Below are 19,432 nucleotides of genomic sequence, written 5' to 3'. Positions count from 1 at the left end.
ATCGTCGCGGAGGCGATGGTGGCTCTGGTGCTGGCCGACGCGGTCGTGGAGAAGTTCGGTGGCGACTCGGTCCCCGAGACCCGCCGCAACGTCCGGTCGTACCTCGACAACCTCCAGTTCGGCTGATCTGGAGCCAGTCGGCACGTCACAACGGGCGGTGGGGGCACGGACATCCGTGCCCCCACCGCCCGTTGTGACGGGTGCCCGTCGGCATCCTCCGCGCACGACTACGGCCGGTGCCTCCCGAGGGAGACACCGGCCGTAGTCGCCGGGGGCGTGCGGAGCCTTCGTGCGGAGCCTTCGTGTGGAAGGTCCGTGCGGTCCGAGGGTCAGACGGACACCGATGCCACGGACTGCTCGTCCTCGGCGGTCCGGGCGTCCCGCGGGGACGGCTCCCCGGCCGGCGTGCCCGCCGCCTCGGCGTCGACACGGCGGAAGGTGAGCGCGATGCCGATCGAGACGACCATGGCGGCGGCCGCGATCAGGACGGCGGTGCGCAGACCGTCCGTCGTCGCCGCCGCGGTGGCCTCCTCGCCGGTGATCGAGTTGGCTACGGCGACCAGGAGCGCGAGCCCCACGGCGCCGCCCACCTGCTGGCCGGTGGAGACGATGCCGGAGGCGATGCCCTGCTCCATCGGGTCCACGCCGGACGAGGACGCGGCGAACATGCTGGTGTAGAGCGCCCCCTGGCCGAGGCTGAGCACGATCAGGCCGGGGACCAGGGCGATGTACGAGGCCGACGGGTCCATCGCGAGTGCGAGCATCAGCGTGCCCACCGCACCCACGGCCAGGGCGCCCAGGATGGTGTTGCGGGTGCCGAAGCGGGTGGCGAGCCGGCCGCCGACGGTGGAGCCGACCAGGCCCGCGACCATCGGGACCAGGAAGGCCAGACCGGTCTGGAGTGCGCTGTAGCCGTGCACGCCCTGGAAGTAGATGGTCTGGAAGTACAGCAGCGAACCGAAGGTCGCCATGAACATGAACGTGGTGGCCACGCCCGCGGACAGGTTGCGGTTGCGGAACAGCCGCAGCGGCAGCAGCGGTTCGGCACTGCGCGACTCGACCACCAGGAAGATGGCGAGGAGCACCAGGGCGGCCGCGCCCGCGCCGAGCACGGGGGCCGAGGCCCAGCCGGACTCCGGTCCCTGGACCAGGGCGAAGACCACGAGGGTGGCACCGGCGGTGCCGGTCAGCGCGCCGGGCACGTCGAAGGAGCGGCCGGCGGCGCGCTTGCCGTCCGGGGCGATCAGCACGTAGGCCGCGGCGATGGCGAGGACCGCCAGCGGGACGTTGACGTAGAAGACCGACTCCCAGCCGAAGGCCTGGGTCAGGACGCCGCCGAGCAGCGAGCCGAGGACCATGCCGCTGGCCCCGGCACCCGCCCAGACCGCCAGGGCCCGGTTGCGCTCGCGGCCCTCGCTGAAGGAGGTGATGACCAGGGAGAGGGTGGCGGGGAAGAGGAACGCGCCGCCCAGGCCCTGCACCGCTCGCGCCGCGACGAGGAACTCCGAGGCGTTGGCGAGGCCGCCGAGGAGCGAGCCGACGGCGTAGAGGGAGAGGCCGAAGACGAACATGCGGCGGCGGCCGAGGAGGTCGGAGGCACGGCCGCCGAGCAGCAGGAAACCGCCGTAGATCACGGCGTAGGCACTAACGACCCACTGCAGCGTCTGGGAGGAGAAATCGAGGCTTTCGCCGATTTCGGGCAGTGCCACATAAACGATGTTGTAATCGAGCGAAGTGATGAGCTGGGCCAGCGCGAGGAGCGCCAGGACGAGTGCGGGACGACGGGATGCTGATGTTCTCGAATCTGTGCCCGACGACATGGGGGGTCCTTTCGGTTCCATCGACCGAGCGGGCTGTTGGGGCCGCGAAAAGGGCGGGGACGGTCGTGACCGGCCCCGCCCTTTGGTCGAGTGGGAATCATGGATTCAGGGATGGGAAAACAAGACTTCAGGACTGGTGAATGAAGTCCTGAACGAGCTTGACGAATTCGGCGGGCTTCTCGTAGACCACCACGTGGCCGCTCTCCAGCTCGGCGTACGAGCTGTTCTTGATGGCGGCGTGCAGTGCGCGGGAGTGCTCCACGGGGACCGTGGCGTCCAGGGTGCAGCCGATGACCAGCGTCTCGGCCTCGATCTTCGGCAGCAGGTCGCGGATGTCCACACGCAGGTTGAGGTCGATGTGGCGCAGTGCGCCCTCGCTCGGCTGGTTGCCGGCGATGATGCCCTCGAGCTGCTCCCGGCCGATGCCGTTGAGGAAGGAGCGGCTGAACGCGGTCAGGGTGCCGAAGCGGCCGAACGCGTCCGGCTTGTCCTCCAGCGCACGCCACACGCTCATCAGGTTGCGCATGTACTCGTCCTCGGGGGCGGCCCAGCCGGCCGTGAGGACCAGGCGCCGGACCAGGTCCGGACGGGTGGCGGCGACCGTCGCGGAGATCAGCGCGCCGAGTGAGAAGCCGACCAGGTCGACCGGGCCGTCGCCGGCCTCCTCGATCACGCCGATCACCTGGGCGGCGAGCTGCTCCACGGTCAGCTCGGTGCCGTCGTCCTCGGTGGCACCGCAGCCGGAAAGGTCCGGCAGGAGCACGGTGCGGCTCCCGGCGAACTCGTCGGCGAGGTGGCCCCAGGTTCCCTGGGCGCCGAAGCCGGTGCCGTGGACGAAGAGCAGGCCGGTGCCGGACCCGCGGACCTGGTAGTCCACGCGGGCGTCACCTGCGGACACGATGGGCATGTTTCTCCCCTTGTTTTGCGTCATTGCCGATATCACGATGCGCTCCGCCATCGCCAAGAGATGGGCAACGCCTTCGGAAACCTAAGGGGGGAACGAGGGGTTCGGGAGTTCGGCCCCGGCAATCTGTCAGGTCGACGCCGGTCCGCACCGGTCGGTGCCACACGGGAAGCCACACGGGAAGCCGCACCGTGGCCGCAGCTGACAGATTAAGCCACCGGCCGTGCCGGGAATCCGCCGGAAGTAGTCTAATCAGCGACTGATCCATAAAGGAAACGCGACAACTCCATTTCCAAGGACGGTTATTTCATGGCTCACGGCCAGATGATCGCGGAAGGACCGGCGGCCGCGGCCGCCGAGGCTCCCACCGCGCAGACCGACCGGGGCACGAGCCCCGACCGGGGTACGAACCCGGAGCGTGGTCAGAGCCGGCTTCCCTCACTGACCGGACTCCGATTCCCCGCCGCACTGCTGGTGTTCCTCTACCACGCGGCCCTGCCGATCCCCGCCCTGCGGCTCCTCGGGGAAGACGCGGACGTCATGGACTTCTACAAGTCCGCCGGGCAGATGGGCGGCCTCGGCGTCACCTTCTTCTTCGTGCTCAGCGGCTTCGTGCTCAGCTGGTCCGCCCGTCAGAAGGACACCGCACGGGCCTTCTGGCGCCGCCGGTTCGTGAAGATCTACCCGAACTACGTGGTCGCCTGGGTGCTGGGCATGGTGCTCTTCGCCTCCGCCTACACCCCGGTCGGCACCTCGATCGCCAACCTGCTGATGGTCCAGGTGTGGTCGCCCGAGTTCAACACCTACTTCAGCGTCACCCCGCCGAGCTGGTCGCTGGGTGCGGAGGCGGTCTTCTACGCCGCGTTCCCCATGCTGAACAACGCCTTCCGCCGGATCCGCGACAGCCACCTCAAGTACTGGATCGCCGGCGCCGTCGCGCTGGTCGTCGCCACCCCGATGCTCGCCTACGCGCTGCTGCCGGACGCCCCGGGGATCCCCGGCGGCGAGGCCAGCTCCGTGATCCAGTACTGGGTCACCTACGTGCTCCCGCCCGTCCGCATGGTCGACTTCGCGCTCGGCATGCTCGTCGCGCACGCCGTGCAGCGCGGCCGCTGGAAGAACATCGGCATGATCTGGTCGGGTCTGCTGCTCGTGGCCGGCTACGTCCTGACCGCGTACGTCCCCTACCTGTACGGACAGCGCGCCACCTGCATCATCCCGGTGATCCTGCTGATCGCCGCCGCCGCCACCGCGGACGTGGAGAACCGGTTCACCATCTTCCGCAACCGCACCATGCTCTGGCTCGGCGAGATCTCCTTCGCCTTCTACCTGCTGCACTTCGTGGTGCTCGCCTACGGGCGCAAGCTGCTCGGGACCGAGACCTACTCGGCGCTCACCACGAGCCTGCTCCTCGTCGCCGCCGCGGGCATCACCGTCGTCCTCTCCTGGGCCCTCTACGCCGGTGTGGAGAGGCCGTTGACCCGCCGCTTCGCCAAGTCGCGGCGTAAGGACCGGACCTCAGACCGCGTTTCCTCCGGTGCCTGAGCACCTTCAGACTTCAAGGAGCAACATGTCCAGCACGCAGATCCTGGTCACCGGCGCCACCGGTCAGGTGGGCCGCGAGGTCCTCTCCCAGCTGATCGGGGCCGGCGTCCCGGTCCGGGCCGGCGCCCGCACCCCCTCGCGCCTGGCCGCCCCGGAGACCGTCGAGGTGGTCGAGGCCGACCTCGGCCGCCCCGAGACGCTGCCCGCCGCGCTCGAGGGCGTGGAGAAGGTCTTCCTGTACGCCGTCCCGCAGGGAATCGGCGAGTTCCTGGCGGCCGCGCAGCAGGCCGGGGTGAAGCACATCGTCCTGCTGTCGTCCCAGACGGTGACCGAGAGCTTCCCCGGACAGGAGCCGATCACCGAGATGCACCGTGCGGTGGAGGCGGCGATCGTCGAGTCCGGCATCGCGTACACCTTCCTGCGCCCGCACAACTTCGCCAGCAACATCCTGATGTGGGGCTGGCCCGAGAGCATCCGGGCGGAGCAGAAGGTGCGCTTCCCGTACCCCGAGTCGCACAGCGACGTCATTCACGAGAAGGACATCGCGGCGGTCGCCGTGAAGGCCCTGACCGAGCCGGGCCACGAGGGGCAGAGCTACTTCCTCAGCGGTCCCGAGTCGGTGACCCAGCGCCGCCAGCTGGAGATCATCGCCGAGGTCGTCGGCAAGGAGCTGGAGTTCGAGGAGCGCACCGACGAGCAGGCGCGTACGGATCTCAGCGAGACCGTGCCGGCCTGGGTCGCCGAAGCGGTGTTCGGCTACTGGTCGGCCTCCGACGGCGTACCGACGCACCTGTCGGACAACGTGGAGAAGATCACCGGGCGTCCGGCGCGGACGTTCGCCGAGTGGGCGGCCGATCACGCGCGGGACTTCACCGGCTGAGGTGAGCCGGGGCACTGACGGAGGGGGACGGACCGGACGGTCCGTCCCCCTCCGTGCTGTCGGCTCGCGGCGCCGCGAGCTCGCGGCGCCGTCAGCTCTCCGTCGGCTCGATGTTGTAGTTCACCCGGAACAGGTTCTCCGGGTCGTACGCCGCCTTGAGCGCCGCCAGCCGGGCGTGGCCGGACTCCGTGTACGCGCTGCGGACCCGGTCGGCGCCGGTGTCGTCGATGCCGAAGAAGTTCACGAAGGCCCCGCCGGTGCCCCACGGCTCCATCGTGCGGTGGAGCAGGTCGTGGGCGTCGCGGATCGCGGGCAGCCGGCCGGGCTCCATGATCGAGGTGGAGAACAGCATGAAACCGGCGTCCCGGCCCGCGACCGCGCTCTCGGTGCGGGGCGGGCGGGCGTAGGCGCCCCCGTGGTGGCGGATCTCGACGAAGTAGGGGGCGTCCGCCTGCGGACCCGCCAGTTCGAGCAGGGCCTCGACGGCGACGGGGGGCAGCTCGCGCAGCGCCGTGTTGCGGTCGTACGCCGCCACCGGGAACGGCGGTTCGTGGTGGATGGACCCGACTTCGAGGTAGGGCATCTTGGTGACGGTGTCCTGGAGCACCGGGCCCAGGTCGCGCAGCGGCCGCACCAGGCGCTCGCCCTCGGCGACCTCGCCGCACCAGGCGATCCGGATGTGGGCGACGTACCTGCCGCGCATCGCTTCGGGCAGGACCGGCAGGTCGGGGTAGCGGATCAGCTGGATGGAGGAGGACATCTCCTCGGGGACCGCGGCGGTCCACCCGGCGTAGGCGCGCAGGGCCGTGGCCGCCATGTCCGGCCCGAAGTAGAGTCCGCCGCCGTACAGTTCGGCGACCGGGAACAGGTCGATCTCCATGGAGACGACCACGCCGAAGTTGCCCTTGCCGCCCCGCAGGGCCCAGAAGAGGTCCGGCTCCCGGTCGGGGGTCACCGTGCGGAGCCGGCCGTCCGCGGTGACGACGTCCAGGCTGCGGACGTGGTCGGCGGCGTATCCGTACCGGCGGCCGAGCAGTCCCATGCCGCCGCCGACGGTGTAACCGACGGCGCCGACACCGGGGTTCGATCCGTTCAGGGGCGCCAGGCCGTGCGGTGCGGTCGCGGAGAGGACCTCCTGCCACACGGTCCCGGCCGCGACGGTCGCGGTGCGGCGCTCGGGGTCGACCCGCACCCCCGTCATCCGCCGGGTGCTGATCATCAGCTGGCCCTCGGCCGAACGGGAGACGCCGTGGCCGGTGGCCTGTACGGCGACGCCCAGGCCGGCTTCCGCCGCGTGGCGGACCGCTTCCCGGACGTCGGCGGTGTCCCGGGCGCGGACTATGAGGGCCGGCCGGTGATCGAGGGCCAGGTTGTAGCCGAGCCGCTCGTCGTCGTAGCCCTCGTCCCCGGGCCTGAGGGCCGGTGCGGCGAGTGGGGCCGGTGCGGGCGGTACCGCCGGTGCGGGCAGTACGGCCGGTGCTTCCTGTGTTTCCTGTGCTTCCTGTGTGGGCACGGTCAGTCCATTTCGTAGGGGGCGGTCATGACTTCGATGCTGTGGCCGTTCGGGTCGTCGAAGTAGACGCCGCGGCCTCCGTACCAGGTGTTGGTGACGCCGGCGTGGCGGTGGAAGGGGTCGCCCCAGTAGGGCAGCCGGCGGTCCTGGATCCGGGCGAAGATCTCGTCGAACTCGTGGTCGTCCACGAGGAAGGCGTAGTGCTGTGGGGTGACCGTGCCGTCGGCGCCGAGACCGGCGCCGTTGAGGGCGTGTTCGCTGCCGAGCACGTCGAGGGTGATGTCGTTCGAGAGCTGGAGTACGCGGAACGGCCCGTAGCGGCGGCTCGGTTCGAGTCCCAGGATGTCGATCAGGAACTCCGCGGTGGCGTCGCGGTCAAGGGCGGTGAGGACGGTGTGGTTGAGCCGGATGGCCACGGAGGACTGCCTTCTGTCGGGGGTCGGGGTCGGGGTTCGGGGTGCGGGGGTTGGGATCGAGGGGAGTGGGTCAGGGGGCGGGAAACGCCCCGACCCCGCGCCGGAGGCACGGGGTCAGGGACGGACGGGATCGGGCGCGCGTCGGACATGCGGGGCTATCCGCGGTCGGTGCCGGACGGGTTGTCGATCACGTAGCGCCAGCGGCCGTCGGGGCCGCGCCGGGCCACGTCGGTGGCGGAGCCCTCCTGGTGCACGGGCTCTCCGTCCGGGCCGGTGCCCGAGATCACGAAGTCCCCCACGAGCAGGGCGATGTCCTCGCAGACATAGGTGTGCCGCAGGGTGAGCGCGATCGGGACGCCGAGTTCCAGGAACCGGGCGTTGGCCGCGCGCCGGGCGTCCTCGGTGACCGCCTCGCCGGGACGGGTGACGAACACGGCGCCGGGGGCGAAGAGGCGGTCCACCAGGGCGAGGTCACCGGAGTTGAAGGCCGCCTCGAAGACCGCGGGAAGCTCGGCGGGATCGGTCGGGGGCAGAAGTGCGCCCTGGACGTCGGTCATGCCGTCCTCAGCCCGTCTGAATGCCGGCGCGGCCGGGCTCGGGGGTGGCCGGGAGCGCGTCCAGGTCGAAGCCGAAGTACTTGCGGTAGGCCGCGAGCACGGCTTCGTCGTCCGCCAGGTCCTCGACGACGCGCTCCGACCCCGTGATCTGGGTGAGGCGGTTGCCCTTGAGGGTGATGCGCCCGCCGTCCTCGGTCGGCAGCGAGCAGAACACGTCGGCCAGGAACGGGGACTCGGGGGCGGTCCGCCACCACCACAGGGTCGGCACGAAGTCGGCCACCCGCACCGGGCGGTCGTCGATCCGGTACAGCGGACGGTCGTTCAGCAGGACGTCGAAGCCCCAGGCGGCCTCGCCCTCGCCGGGTACGACCCGGTAGCTGCCGTGCGCGTCCTGCTGCGGTTCGGCGGTGGCGAAGCGCAGCGGCGTACGGCTGTTGCGGCCGAAGCCGACGTCGACCAGCCAGGCCTCGCCGTCCAGCACGACGCGGAGCGCCAGATGGCCCATGAACGGGCCCGGGCCGTCGGGGCGGTAGACCTGGCCGGGCAGGACCTCCACCTCGTAGCCGAGGGCGCTCAGCAGGTACCCGAAGGCGGGGTTGACCTCGTAGCAGCCACCACCGCGGCGGCGGTCGACCAGCTTCTCCAGGACCTGCTCGTCCATGTGGACGGAGGCTCCGGCGAAGTGGTAGTCGAGGTTCTCGAACGGCACGGTCAGGCAGTGCCGCTCCTGGAGCCGGCGCAGCGCGGCGAGGTCCGCCCGCTCGGGGCGGGTCGCACCGATGCGGTCCAGATACGCATCGACCTGGGCGTCATTCAGCATGTCTGTCTCCATGGGCAGGGTGGGAGGGGCTGGAGCCGTGGGGGGAGGAAGCCTGGGGTGCGGGGCCCGGGGTGGGGTGGGCGCCCGAGGGAGGGTCCCGGGGGAGGGGCCCGAGGGAGGGTCCCGGGGGTCGGGTGCCGCTAGCCGGGTGCGGTCACCACCGGAGCAGGACGAGGCCCATGGCCATCCCGCCGCCGAACGCGGCGAGCAGGACGAGGTCCCCGTCCTTCATCTCCACGGTGCGCACGGCATGGTCGAGGGTGACCGGCACGGATGCGGAGCCGGTGTTGCCGTACTCCCCGTAGGTCGAACGGGTGCGCTCGCGCGGGATCCCGATCCGGTCGGCGAGGTCGTCGATCATCCGGCCGTTGGCCTGGTGCGGGACGAAGTGCGCGATGTCCGAGGGGGCCACACCGTTGTCGGCCAGGAACTCGGAGATGGCCGGGGCCACCATCTCGGCGACGAAGTCACGGACCGCGCGGCCGTTCATCGTGAAGTAGTGCAGCCCCTCGCGCAGGGTGTCCTCGGTGGCCGGGAGGCGGCTGCCGCCGCCCGGGACCCCGATCAGCTCGTGCTCGGAGCTGAAGCCGGCGAGGCGGGCGCTGAGGAGGGTCCGGCCCGTGGCCGGGCCGATGACGACGGCGCCGGCGCCGTCGCCGAACAGGATGGTGGTGCGGCGGTCCTCCGGGTCGAGGATCCGGGAGTACACGTCCGCGCCGACGACCAGCGCGTAGCCGCCCGTGTCCCGGATGATCCGCTCCGCGGTGGTCAGCGCGAAGATGAAGCCGCTGCACACCGCGTTGAGGTCGAAGGCGGTGGTGCCGCTGCCGGCGCCGAGCCCGTCGGCCACCAGGGAGGCGGTCGGCGGCTGCGGGGAGTCGGGAGTGGAGGTGGCCACGATGACCAAGGAGAGCTCGGCGCCGCGGACACCGGCCTGTTCGAGAGCGGCCCGGCCCGCGGCGATGGCCAGGTCGGAAGTGGCCTCGTCCGGTTTGGCCCACCGGCGGTTGCGTATGCCGGTCTTGCCGAAGATCCACGCGCCGTCGACTCCCGCGGGGGCGCCGACTTCGTCATTGGTGACGACGTGGGACGGCAGACAGGAGCCGGTTCCCAGAATTCCGACGGCGGGCGCTGCCGGGCCCTCTTCGAAACGGCGGCCGGTGGTGATCAATTGTCGTCCCCTCGGTGTGCTCGGGCGCCCATGGTTCCGCGCGGTGATGCGCGGTGCCACGTCATTTCCCGGTTTCTGTCAGGTGGTTGGAAATGCGTCAGAAGTCTCGGAAGTTCGGCCCGGGTTTCCTACTGGGCGGCGGCAAGGCCGCGGACGACGATTCCCGCGACTTCGGTGACCCGGCGCGCCTGGAATTCGACGGCGGCGAGATTGTCCTCGTGGACGTTTCCGGGACGGTTGCGGGTGACGCTGGAGCTTCCGTAGGGGTTGCCGTTCTCCGGGCGGAACAGGACCTCGCCGGTGGAGCCGTTGGCGACGATGAGCGAGCCCCAGTGGCAGACGGCGTTGTGGACCGCGAGCAGGGTGGTCTCGTGACCGCCGTGCGGTGCGGAGCCCGAGGTGAAGGCCGACACCACCTTGTTGGCGAGCTTGCCCGGAATCGACACGGGCGCGGTGGAGTCGATGAAGGCGCCGACCGGGGCGGCGGGCAGCCCGAACCGGACGGGGGTGCCGATGAGGATGCCATCGGCCCAGAGCAAGTCGTCGAGCCGGACCTCGGGGATCTCGCCGTCGGTCTGCCCGTGCGCGGTCACGGCGTCCTCGGTGCCGGGAACGACGGTCTCGGCGTTCAGCCGCGGAATGCGCAGGAGCCGTACCTCCGCTCCGGCCTTCCCGGCGGCCGAGGCGGCCGCTTCGGCGAGCTGGTGGACGTTTCCGGTGGACGAGTAATAGACGACGGCGATGTTGACCATGCCTAGACATCTCCTGGGGCGAGATCGATGGGTTCGGGGCGTGATTCGGACCATCGGATGCTGGTGAGCGGGCGGAAATCAGGCAATGGCCGACATCGAAATCTGTCAGGTGGCGGCTGATACGAGGGTCAGTTGACGGACTCGTCGCCACGGCGTGGACCCGTCCCGGGGCACGGCGCACCATGCGGAAGGTACGGCGTCAATCAGCCCCGCCGGAAGGAGCATCGTGTCAACCGTTGATCCCCTGCTGGAATTTCCACTCGACACCCAGCCGGACCCCGACGCATTCCTGCGCGCCGCGCTGCGGTGGCATTTCTCCCCGGAAACGGGCTCGCCGTTCTGGCTCGAACGCGCGGAAACCCTCGGTTTCGATCCGCTGACCGACATTCACGGATTCGCGGACCTGTCCCGCTTCCCCAACCTCGCCAACGAGCTGCGCGACGTGCGCGCCGAGGACCTCATCCCCCGCGGCTACGGCCCGCACCCCGAGGTCGTCGGCGTCTACGAGAGCGGCGGCACCACCGGCGCCCCCAAGCGCATCGTCCTGCTCCAGGAGTGGCTGGACCGCCTGCTCACCTGGAGCAGCGCCCAGCTCGACCGGCACGGCGTTCCGCAGAACGTGAACTGGCTGGTCGTCGCCCCGACCGGGCCCCACATGGTGGGCGACGTCATCAAGCGGCAGACCGCCTTCCGCGGCGGCCTCGCCTTCACCGTCGACCTGGACCCGCGCTGGGTCAAGAAGCTCATCTCCGAGGGCAGGGCCGCGGACGCGGGCGCCTACGCCGAGCACATCGTCGACCAGGTGGCCTTCCTGCTCCAGACCCAGGACATCGGCGTCCTGATGTGCACGCCGCCGATCCTGGAGCGCCTCGCGCGCCGCGACGACCTCGCCAAGCTCATCGACGAGAAGGTCAAGGCGATCAACTGGGTCGGCACCCAGATGGACGCCGACACCCGCTACCTGTACCGCACCGAGGTCTTCCCCAAGGCCCACCTCTACAGCGGCTACGGCTCCACGATGATCCTCGGCAACGCCTCCGAGCGCCCCGGCCTCTCGGACGACGACCCGTGCATCTACGACCCGTTCTCCCCGCACATGGTCTTCGACGTGGTCGACCCGAAGACGCGCGAGACCGTCGGGTACGGCGAGCGCGGCCAGGTGGTCATGCACCACGTCAGCAAGAGCCTGTTCATGCCCAACAACCTGGAGCGCGACTACGCGACGCGCGTGCCCGGTCCCGAGGGCGTCTGGCAGCTCGGCGACTCCGTGGCGGACATCGCGCCGGTCCAGGAATTCGACAACGAGACCGTCATCGAAGGGGTCTATTAAAATGAGTTCCGGCCTGATCACGCTGGACGCCCTCGGGCCCGCCGGCCCCTTCCGCGCACGCAAGCGGACGACGGTCACGGACGTGACGGGTGCGCCGGTCGCCGAACTCAGCCTGGTCCCCAAGCTGTTCGTGACGCGGGCGATGACCGCGCTGCGCAAGGCGTCCTCGCTGCCCCTCGCCGAGCGGACGGAGGCACTGGAGCGGGCCGGACGGATCTTCGCCGGGGAGACCATCGACGGACTGTCCTTCGCCGAGTACGAGCACACGGTCAGCCGCGTCTCCGGCGTGCCGATCGGTGTCGTCCGGGCCGCGACGGCCGCCATCATCGAGGCCACCGAGCAGTCCCGGTACGCCGCCTTCCAGGCACGGCCGGTCGGCGCCGTGGACGACTGGCGTGCCGAGGCGACCCGCGACGGCAGCGCCGTGTGGACCCGGCGCGGCGACGTGTTCGCGGTGCACGCGGCCGGCAACCACCCCGGACCGCACTCGCTGTGGGTGGAGGCCCTGGCGCTGGGCTACCGGGTCGCCGTGCGGCCCTCGCGCCGCGAGCCGTTCACCCCGCACCGGTTGATCTCGGCCCTGCGGGCCGCGGGCTTCGGCGAGGACCAGGTCGTCCTGCTGCCCACGGACTACGAGGCGGCCGACGAGATCCTGCGCAGCGCCGACTACGGCCTCGTGTACGGCGGCGACGACGTCGTCCGCAAGTACGCGGGCACCCGGGTGCTGCCGCAGGGTCCGGGCCGCTCGAAGATGCTGGTCCCGGCCGGCGTCGACTGGCGCGACCACCTCGACACCATCGTGGACTCCATCAGCCACCAGGGCGGGGTCGCCTGCATCAACGCCACCACCGTGCTCATCGACGGGGACCCGGCGCCGCTCGCGCGGGCCATCGCCGAGCGCCTCGCGCTGATCCCGAGCCTGCCCCCGGAGGACGACAAGGCCGTCCTTGCGGTGCAGCCGGTGGAGGGGGCCCGGGCGATCGAGAAGTTCCTGCTCGCCAAGGCGGCCGGCACCACGGCCCACCTGGGCGGTGACGGCATCGTGGAGGAGCTCGGCGACGGGAGCGCGGTCCTGCGCCCGGCCGTGCACCAGCTGGACCGCCCGGACGCGGAGCAGGCCGGCATCGAACTGCCCTTCCCCTGCGTGTGGGTGGCCCCGTGGTCGCCCGCCGACGGTGTCGGGCCGCTGCGCAACTCCCTGGTGCTGACCGCGTTCACCGATGACGAGGCGCTGATCGACGAGCTGCTCGCGGAGCCCACGATCAGCAACCTCTACCTCGGCGACCACCCGACGTACTGGATCCGGCCGGGCGTTCCCCACGACGCCTACCTCGGCGAGTTCCTGATGCGGACCAAGACCGTCATCCGCGACTGATCTCGTCCCGGTCTGGTCCGGTCCGGTCCGGCTCCGGTTCCCGTCCACCCCTCTCGGCCCGCAACGGCCGGGAGGGGTGTTCTGCGTGCCGTGCTCCGCGTGCCGCGTGCCGCGTGCCGTGTGCCGCGCGCACCCGGGCGGGCTCAGCGCGCGCCGGCCAGCAGCCGGTGCCCCGCGGCCGGCATGCCCCGGCCGAGGAAGGGCCGCAGCTCGCCGTAGGCGCCGGCGTCGCCGACCAGGACCCCGCCGAGCAGGGTCCGGCCGTCCGCGTCCAGGACGAGCTTCGCGTACGTCCCGGCCGCCCCGTCCCGCCGGCTGAGGGCCAGCGCGCCCGCGGTGCTCGCGTGGGCGTCGCCGAAGCTCGCCACCTCCACGCCGAGCAGCTTCAGGCGGGTGGACATGTCCGCCTCCCCGAACGGCTCCCCGTCCAGGTCCAGCAGCCGGCGGGCCACGGACGCGGCCATCCGGTAGCCGGGTGCGGCCAGCCCGTAGCAGCGCCCGGCCACCGCCGCGCACTCGCCGATCGCCCAGACGTGCGGGTCCTCGGTACGGCAGTACTCGTCGACCAGGATCCCGCCGCGTTCGCCGGTGGCCAGACCCGCCGGACCGGCGAGCTCGTCCCGCGGGCGCACGCCCGCCGAGAACACCACGACGTCCGCTTCCAGGGTGGAGCCGTCCGCCAGGGCGACGCCGCTCGCCCGGCCGTCGGGACCCGCCTCGATCGCGGCCGTCGCGACACCGCAGTGGATCCGCAGCCCGCGGTCCCGGACGTGCCGCGCGAGGAGCTCGCCGCCGTCCGGGTCCACCTGGAGGGGCATCAGCCGCGGGGCGAGCTCCACCACGTGCGGCTCCATGCCGAGCAGCCGCAGCGCGTTCGCCGCCTCCAGGCCGAGCAGGCCGCCGCCGATCACCACTCCGGGGCGGCCCGGCCGGGCCGCGGCGCGGATCGCGTCGAGGTCGCCGAGCGAGCGGTAGGCGTGGCAGCCCGGCAGGTCGTGGCCCGGTACCGGCGGGATGAACGGCCGGGATCCGGTGGCCAGTACCAGGGCGTCGTATCCGATCACCTCGCCGGTGGTGGTGGTCACGGTCCGCGCGGCGCGGTCCACGCGGTCGACGCCGGTGCTCAGGCGGAGCTCCAGCAGCGGGTCGTCGAGGAAGCCCGGTGCGGCCAGGGCGAGGTCCGCCGCGCCGCGGCCGTCCAGGTAGGAGGAGAGGGCGACCCGGTCGTAGGCGGGGTGCGGCTCCTCGGCGAGGATCACGATCCGCCAGACACCGGCCGTGTCGAGGGAGCGCAGCTCCTCCACGAGGCGGTGCCCTGCCATGCCGTACCCGGCCAGGACGAGAGTGCGGTTCACGGGGTGTCGGTCCCTTCCGAAGGACGAAATGTTCCGCACAGGGCGCGTACCGCGTCCGTGCAGCCGCTGCAGCCGGTGGTGGCCCGGGTCGCCGCGGCGATCGCCGGCAGGTCGTGGGCCCCGGCCCGGCAGGCCTCGGCGAGCGCGTGCTTCGTGACGTTGTTGCAGCGGCAGATCACCGCGTCGTCGGGCAGTTCTTCTTCGCCCGCCGTGGCGGGTGCCGTGCCGAGCAGGAGTTCCATCCGCCCCGAGGGCACCGGAAGGTCCAGTTCGTAGAGCCGGGTCACCGCGGCGATGGCCCGCGGCAGCCCCAGCAGGACGGCATCGGTGATCCGCTCGCCGTGCAGCGTCAGCCGGGCGTACCGGCCGCGCGCCGGGTCGGTGAAGGTGACCAGCTCGCCGGGGTCCTCACCGGCGTCGCCGTCGGCGGTCCGGCCGCCCCGGCCCAGCTGGACGAGGTCCGTGCCGGGAATCCGCAGCCTGGTGACCTGGCGGGTGCCGCGGTGCCGTACGGGGGCACCGGCGAGGTGCCGGGCGAGGGTCTCCGCCTGTGCCCAGGCGGGTTCGAGGTGTCCCGCGGTGTCGCCCGGGTGCTCCGCGCAGTCGCCGATGGCGTGGACGCGCGGGTCGTCGGTGCGCAGCAGGTCGTCGACCACGACGCCGGAGCGGACCGTGAGCCCGGCCCGGCGGGCGAGCCCGGTGTCCGGTACGGCTCCGGTGCACAGCAGCACGATGTCGGCCGCCAGCACGCTGCCGTCGTCGAGGACCAGCTTCCCGTGGCGGTGTTCGGCCGCGCGGCGGCCCGCGTGCACCTCCACGCCCATGCCTTCGAGCCGCCGGGTGAGGAGCGTGCCCGCGACGGAGTCCAGCCGCCGGTCCAGCGGATGCGGCCCGCGGTGGACGAGGGCCACGTCGTGGCCGGCGCGGCGCAGGGCGGCGGCCGCCTCCACACCGAGCGGTCCGGCGCCCAGGACGACCGCGCTCCGCGGGGGTGTCCGGGCGATCCGTTCGGCGTCGGCGAGGGTACGGAGCGCCAGGACGGCGTTCTCGGGGGAGTCGCCGCCCGCCGGGAGTCCCGGGATCTCCGGGAGGGCGGGCCGGGCGCCGGTCGCCAGGACCAGGGTGTCGTAGCGGTGCGCGGCTCCGTCCCGGGTGTGCGCGAGGCGGCGTTCGCGGTCGATCCGGGTCACGGTGACACCGGTGTGCAGCCGGGTGCCCGGAGGCGGCTCGGGCAGCGCGAGCGCGTCGGGCGGCAGGGTGCAGTCCAGGACGGAGGTCAGCAGCACCCGGTTGTACGCGGCCCCGTGCTCGGCGCCGAGCACGGTGACGCCGCCCCGGTGGCCGTGGTGGTGGAGTCGCTCCACGAACCGGTTCGCGGCGGGCCCGTTGCCCACCACCAGCACCTCGCCCGCGCTCACGGCCGGGCCCCGATGAGCGGTTCGGCGAGCGGTTCGGTGAGCGGTTCGGCGGCCGGTTCGGCGGGCCGCCCGGCGACCGGCCCGATGCGCACCGCGCACACCTTGAACTCGGGCATCTTGCTGCGCGGGTCGAGCGCGGGGCTGGTGATCAGGTTGGCCCGGCCCGCCCCGGCGAAGTGGAAGGGCAGGAAGACCGTGTCCGTGCGCAGGGTCCCGACCAGCCGGACCCGTGCCACGGTGCTGCCGCGCGCCGAGCTCACCCTGGCCGCGGCGCCCTCGACGAGCCCGTGGCGCCCGGCGGTATCGGGGTGCACCTCGACGAACATCTCCGGTGCGGCCGCGTGCAGTTCGGGGATCCGGCGGGTCTGCGCTCCCGACTGGTACTGGGCGAGCACCCGCCCCGTCGTGGCGTACAGCGGGAAGTCCGCGTCGGGGGTCTCGGCGCTGTCGCGGTGCTCGACCTCGGCGAACCGGGCCAGCCCGTCCGGGTGCGCGAAGGCGTCGAGGAACAGGCGGGGGGTGCCCGGGTGCGGCGCGCGCTCTTCCCCGGCCGGGTCTTCCCCGCCCGGGCCGGCCGGGCCGCCCGGGCCGGCCTGGCCGCCCGGTGCCTCGGGGCAGGGCCAGTACAGGGCCTCGCCGGCGTCGAGACGTTCGTAGCTGATGCCGGAGTAGTCGGCGCGCCCGCCGCGCGACGCGCGGCGCAACTCCTCGAAGACCTCGCGCGGCTCGGTGGGGAACTGCGCGGCGGGCCGGCCGAGCCGGACCGCGAGGCCGTGCAGCACCTCCAGGTCGCTGCGGGCCTCGCCGGGCGGGGTCAGCAGCCTGCGCCGGCGCAGGACCCGCCCCTCCAGGTTGGTCATCGTGCCCTCTTCCTCGGCCCATTGGGTCACGGGGAGGACGACGTCGGCGAGGAGCGCGGTCTCGGAGGGCACGAAGTCGGCCACGACCAGCAGGTCGAGCGAGGCGAGCCGGTCGCCGATCCGGGCCGCGTGCGGTGCGGAGACCGCAGGGTTGGAGCCGAAGACGAGGAGGGCGCGCGGACCGCCGTCGGTACCGAGCGCGTCGAGCAGCTCGTAGGCGCTGCGGCCGGGGCCCGGCAGGTCCTCGGGCTCCACCCCCCACACCGCGGCGACGTGGGCGCGGGCGGCGGGGTCCGTCAGCATGCGGTATCCGGGCAGCTGGTCGGCCTTCTGGCCGTGCTCGCGCCCGCCCTGGCCGTTGCCCTGACCGGTCAGGCAGCCGTAACCGCTGCCCTGGCGGCCGGGCAGGCCGAGGGTGAGGGCGAGGTTGATGAAGGCCGAGACGGTGTCGGTGCCCTTGCTGTGCTGTTCCGCGCCGCGTCCGGTCAGTACGTACGCCCGCCGCGCGGCGGCCAGCATGCGGACCGCCTCGCGCTGCTCGGCGACCGGGACCCCGGTGACCCGCTCCACGCGCTCGGGCCACCAGGCGGCGGCCCGGCGCCAGGCGGCGTCGAAGCCGGTGGTGCGCTCGTTCAGGAAGGGCTGGTCCGCGTGGCCCTCGACGACCGCGAGGTGCAGCAGCCCCAGCGCCAGGGCGAGGTCCGTGCCGGGAGCCGGCTGCAGGTGCAGGGCCGCGGCCTCGGCGGTGGGGGTGCGCCGGGGGTCGATGACGATCAGCCGGGCCTTGTTCAGGTGGCGCATCAGCGGCGGCATCGTCTCGGCCGGGTTGGCGCCGGCGAGCAGGATCACCTCGGCTCCGCCGAGATCGGTGACGGGGAACGGCAGGCCGCGGTCTAGCCCGAAGGCGGCCGTGCCCGCGGCGGCGGCCGAGGACATGCAGAACCGGCCGTTGTAGTCGATCTGGCTGGTGCCGAGCGCGACCCGGGCGAACTTGCCCAGCTGGTAGGCCTTTTCGTTGGTGAGTCCGCCCCCGCCGAACACGCCCACCGCGTCGGGGCCGTGCTCGGCGCGGATGTCCCCCAGCCGTGCGGCGATCATGTCGAGGGCGGCCTCCCAGGTGCTGGGGGCGAGCCGGCCGTCCGCCCCGCGCACCAGCGGCCGGGTCAGCCGGTCGGGGGTGCCCAGCAGGGCGGGAGCGGTCCAGCCCTTCTGGCACAACCCGCCCTGGTTCACCGGGAACTCCTCGTCGGGCCGGACGACCGTACGGCCGGCTTCACCGCCCAGCACGGTGCCGCACTGGAGGGCGCAGTACGGGCAGTGGGTCCGGACCTCAGCCACGGCCGGCTCCGGTGAGGGCGCGCCGGGGTGCGGGCTCGGCGGCGGGGCGCTTGCGGAGGTAGACCGCGCAGGTCACCAGGACGCACACCAGGTAGTAGGCGAGGAAGGCGAGGAAGGCGGGCTCGCCGGACTTCTCGGAGCCGCCGTACGCGCTGCGGAAGACCATGTTGACGCCGACCCCGCCGAGGGCGCCGACCGCGCCGGCGATGCCGATCAGCGCACCCGAGAGGGTGCGGGCCCGGGCGAAGGCCTCCGTCGCGTCGTGGCCGGAGAGCACGGCCTCCTCGGCCCTCCTGGCGAACACCGCCGGGATCATCTTGTACGTCGATCCGTTGCCGATGCCGGTCAGCACGAACAGTGCGGTGAATCCGCCGATGAAGAGCGCGAAGGACCCCTGCGCGGAGGCCAGCAGCAGCACCCCGGTGCCCGCGGCCATCGCGCAGAAGGTGCAGAGGGTGATCAGGGCGCCGCCCCACCGGTCGGACAGCAGCCCGCCCACCGGCCGGGCCAGCGAGCCGAGCAGCGGTCCGAGGAAGGTGTACGAGGCCGACTCCAGCGGGGTGGCTCCGAACTGGCTCTGGAGCACCAGCCCGAAGGCGAAGCCGTAGCCGATGAAGGAGCCGAAGGTGCCGACGTAGAGGAGGGAGATCCACCAGGTGTGCGGGTCGCGGAGGGCCTCGAGCTGGGCGCCGGGTGCGCCGCGCACGGCACTGAAGTTGTCCATCTTCAGCGCGGCGAGGAGCGAGGTCAGCACGATCAGGGGGAGGTACGCGGAGATGACGTACGCGGGATGGGAACTGCCGGCCGTGGCGATGACCAGCAGGCCGATCAGCTGGATCGCCGCGACGCCGAGGTTCCCGCCGCCCGCGTTGACGCCGAGGGCCCAGCCCTGCAGGTGCCGCGGGAAGAGGACGGCGATGTTCGTCATGGAGGAGGCGAAGTTGCCGCCTCCCACCCCTCCGGCCGCGCCGATCAGCAGGAACACCCACAGCGGGGTGCCCGGGCGTTGGACGAACCAGAGCGCGGCGAGCGTCGGGACGAGCAGCACCGCGGTGGCGAACACGGTCCAGTTGCGGCCGCCGAAGCGGGTCACCGCGTAGCTGTAGGGGAGGCGCAGGAGCGCGCCCACCAGGGTGGGGACGATGACGAGCAGGAACTTCTCGGACGGAGTGAAGCCGAGGCCTATCTCGGGGGACATGAAGAGCACCAGGACCGACCACATGCTCCATACGGAGAAGCCGATGTGCTCGGAGAGGACCGAGAGGATCAGGTTGCGGCGGGCGGTCTTGCGGCCGGACCGCTGCCAGAACTCCTCGTCCTCGGGGTCCCAGTCCTCGATCCAGCGTCCGGTCTCGGTCCGTGCGGGCTTCATGGCTCC

16 protein-coding genes and 1 pseudogene are annotated in these 19,432 nt (G+C 72.3%); 5 read left to right on the top strand and 12 right to left on the bottom strand.

Annotated elements, in window-relative coordinates:
* Positions 1-126, top strand: a pseudogene (locus tag ACIQV3_RS28915) (chorismate synthase); the annotation flags it as partial.
* A gap of 203 nt (positions 127-329) precedes the next feature.
* On the opposite strand, the gene ACIQV3_RS28910 reads toward ACIQV3_RS28915, so the two are convergent.
* Both ACIQV3_RS28910 and ACIQV3_RS28905 read right to left on the bottom strand, forming a co-directional pair.
* The gene (locus ACIQV3_RS28910; protein WP_403716904.1) at positions 330-1,820 is read right to left on the bottom strand and encodes an MFS transporter; all 1,491 of its coding nucleotides are present in this window, start codon (positions 1,818-1,820) and stop codon (positions 330-332) included.
* 127 nt (positions 1,821-1,947) lie between these two features.
* Complete coding sequence (locus ACIQV3_RS28905) at positions 1,948-2,727, bottom strand: alpha/beta fold hydrolase (RefSeq protein WP_403716902.1); 780 nt, start codon at positions 2,725-2,727, stop codon at positions 1,948-1,950.
* A 306-nt stretch (positions 2,728-3,033) separates the two neighbouring features.
* Between ACIQV3_RS28905 and ACIQV3_RS28900 the strand changes: the two genes are divergently transcribed.
* A complete protein-coding gene (locus tag ACIQV3_RS28900; RefSeq protein WP_403716900.1) occupies positions 3,034-4,269 on the top strand; it encodes an acyltransferase family protein in 1,236 nt (411 codons plus the stop codon).
* A gap of 25 nt (positions 4,270-4,294) precedes the next feature.
* The gene (locus ACIQV3_RS28895) at positions 4,295-5,149 is read left to right on the top strand and encodes an NAD(P)H-binding protein (protein ID WP_403716898.1); all 855 of its coding nucleotides are present in this window, start codon (positions 4,295-4,297) and stop codon (positions 5,147-5,149) included.
* 91 nt (positions 5,150-5,240) lie between these two features.
* Here the strand turns inward: ACIQV3_RS28895 and ACIQV3_RS28890 are convergent, their stop codons facing one another.
* The 6 genes from ACIQV3_RS28890 to ACIQV3_RS28865 all read right to left on the bottom strand — a co-directional run bounded on the left by ACIQV3_RS28890 (position 5,241) and on the right by ACIQV3_RS28865 (position 10,378).
* Complete coding sequence (locus ACIQV3_RS28890; protein WP_403716896.1) at positions 5,241-6,662, bottom strand: FAD-binding oxidoreductase; 1,422 nt, start codon at positions 6,660-6,662, stop codon at positions 5,241-5,243.
* Between the two features lie 2 nt (positions 6,663-6,664).
* A complete protein-coding gene (locus tag ACIQV3_RS28885) occupies positions 6,665-7,078 on the bottom strand; it encodes a VOC family protein (RefSeq protein WP_403716894.1) in 414 nt (137 codons plus the stop codon).
* Between the two features lie 155 nt (positions 7,079-7,233).
* On the bottom strand, positions 7,234-7,635 hold the full coding sequence (locus ACIQV3_RS28880; protein WP_403716892.1) for a YybH family protein: 402 nt from the start codon (positions 7,633-7,635) through the stop codon (positions 7,234-7,236).
* A gap of 7 nt (positions 7,636-7,642) precedes the next feature.
* Positions 7,643-8,455 (bottom strand): arylamine N-acetyltransferase, encoded by an 813-nt coding sequence (locus ACIQV3_RS28875; RefSeq protein ID WP_403716890.1) that lies wholly within the window; start codon positions 8,453-8,455, stop codon positions 7,643-7,645.
* A gap of 154 nt (positions 8,456-8,609) precedes the next feature.
* Positions 8,610-9,626, bottom strand: a complete 1,017-nt coding sequence (locus ACIQV3_RS28870; RefSeq protein ID WP_403716888.1) for a 3-oxoacyl-ACP synthase III family protein — start codon at positions 9,624-9,626, stop codon at positions 8,610-8,612.
* 128 nt (positions 9,627-9,754) lie between these two features.
* Positions 9,755-10,378 carry a flavodoxin family protein gene (locus tag ACIQV3_RS28865; protein WP_403716886.1) on the bottom strand — a complete coding sequence of 208 codons (624 nt, stop codon included), beginning with the start codon at positions 10,376-10,378 and terminating at the stop codon, positions 9,755-9,757.
* A 226-nt stretch (positions 10,379-10,604) separates the two neighbouring features.
* Here ACIQV3_RS28865 and ACIQV3_RS28860 point away from each other — a divergent pair, with 226 nt between their 5' ends.
* Both ACIQV3_RS28860 and ACIQV3_RS28855 read left to right on the top strand, forming a co-directional pair.
* Positions 10,605-11,708, top strand: coding sequence for a phenazine antibiotic biosynthesis protein (locus tag ACIQV3_RS28860; RefSeq protein WP_403716884.1), 1,104 nt, complete (start codon positions 10,605-10,607; stop codon positions 11,706-11,708).
* Between the two features lies 1 nt (position 11,709).
* Positions 11,710-13,083: an aldehyde dehydrogenase family protein gene (locus ACIQV3_RS28855; RefSeq protein ID WP_403716882.1), complete on the top strand. Its 1,374-nt coding sequence runs from the start codon at positions 11,710-11,712 to the stop codon at positions 13,081-13,083.
* A 143-nt stretch (positions 13,084-13,226) separates the two neighbouring features.
* Here ACIQV3_RS28855 and ACIQV3_RS28850 read toward each other — a convergent pair whose 3' ends face one another.
* Genes ACIQV3_RS28850 through ACIQV3_RS28835 form a run of 4 tightly spaced genes read right to left on the bottom strand, consistent with a single transcriptional unit; the run spans position 13,227 to position 19,426 of the window.
* Complete coding sequence (locus ACIQV3_RS28850; protein ID WP_403716880.1) at positions 13,227-14,438, bottom strand: NAD(P)/FAD-dependent oxidoreductase; 1,212 nt, start codon at positions 14,436-14,438, stop codon at positions 13,227-13,229.
* Positions 14,435-15,856, bottom strand: a complete 1,422-nt coding sequence (locus ACIQV3_RS28845; protein WP_403716878.1) for an FAD-dependent oxidoreductase — start codon at positions 15,854-15,856, stop codon at positions 14,435-14,437. Before ACIQV3_RS28845 ends, ACIQV3_RS28850 begins: the two co-directional genes overlap by 4 nt.
* Positions 15,853-18,054 (bottom strand): molybdopterin oxidoreductase family protein, encoded by a 2,202-nt coding sequence (locus ACIQV3_RS28840; protein ID WP_403716876.1) that lies wholly within the window; start codon positions 18,052-18,054, stop codon positions 15,853-15,855. Before ACIQV3_RS28840 ends, ACIQV3_RS28845 begins: the two co-directional genes overlap by 4 nt.
* Positions 18,047-19,426 carry an MFS transporter gene (locus ACIQV3_RS28835; protein WP_403716875.1) on the bottom strand — a complete coding sequence of 460 codons (1,380 nt, stop codon included), beginning with the start codon at positions 19,424-19,426 and terminating at the stop codon, positions 18,047-18,049. Before ACIQV3_RS28835 ends, ACIQV3_RS28840 begins: the two co-directional genes overlap by 8 nt.
* Positions 19,427-19,432: the final 6 nt, after the last annotated feature.

It is taken from the genome of Streptomyces sp. NPDC099050, assembly GCF_044759865.1.
In the GTDB taxonomy this organism is placed as follows: Bacteria; Actinomycetota; Actinomycetes; order Streptomycetales; family Streptomycetaceae; genus Streptomyces.
The sequence above is the reverse complement of the archived record's forward strand: the minus strand, read 5'-3'. Positions and strand labels throughout refer to the sequence as shown.

Coding starts and splice junctions, on each gene's coding strand:
- ACIQV3_RS28875 (WP_403716890.1), bottom strand. CDS start 8,455: ATGCTGAATGACGCCCAGGTCGATGCGTATCTGGACCGCATCGGTGCG.
- ACIQV3_RS28895 (WP_403716898.1), top strand. CDS start 4,295: ATGTCCAGCACGCAGATCCTGGTCACCGGCGCCACCGGTCAGGTGGGC.
- ACIQV3_RS28910 (WP_403716904.1), bottom strand. CDS start 1,820: ATGTCGTCGGGCACAGATTCGAGAACATCAGCATCCCGTCGTCCCGCA.
- ACIQV3_RS28880 (WP_403716892.1), bottom strand. CDS start 7,635: ATGACCGACGTCCAGGGCGCACTTCTGCCCCCGACCGATCCCGCCGAG.
- ACIQV3_RS28900 (WP_403716900.1), top strand. CDS start 3,034: ATGGCTCACGGCCAGATGATCGCGGAAGGACCGGCGGCCGCGGCCGCC.
- ACIQV3_RS28865 (WP_403716886.1), bottom strand. CDS start 10,378: ATGGTCAACATCGCCGTCGTCTATTACTCGTCCACCGGAAACGTCCAC.
- ACIQV3_RS28855 (WP_403716882.1), top strand. CDS start 11,710: ATGAGTTCCGGCCTGATCACGCTGGACGCCCTCGGGCCCGCCGGCCCC.
- ACIQV3_RS28905 (WP_403716902.1), bottom strand. CDS start 2,727: ATGCCCATCGTGTCCGCAGGTGACGCCCGCGTGGACTACCAGGTCCGC.
- ACIQV3_RS28835 (WP_403716875.1), bottom strand. CDS start 19,426: ATGAAGCCCGCACGGACCGAGACCGGACGCTGGATCGAGGACTGGGAC.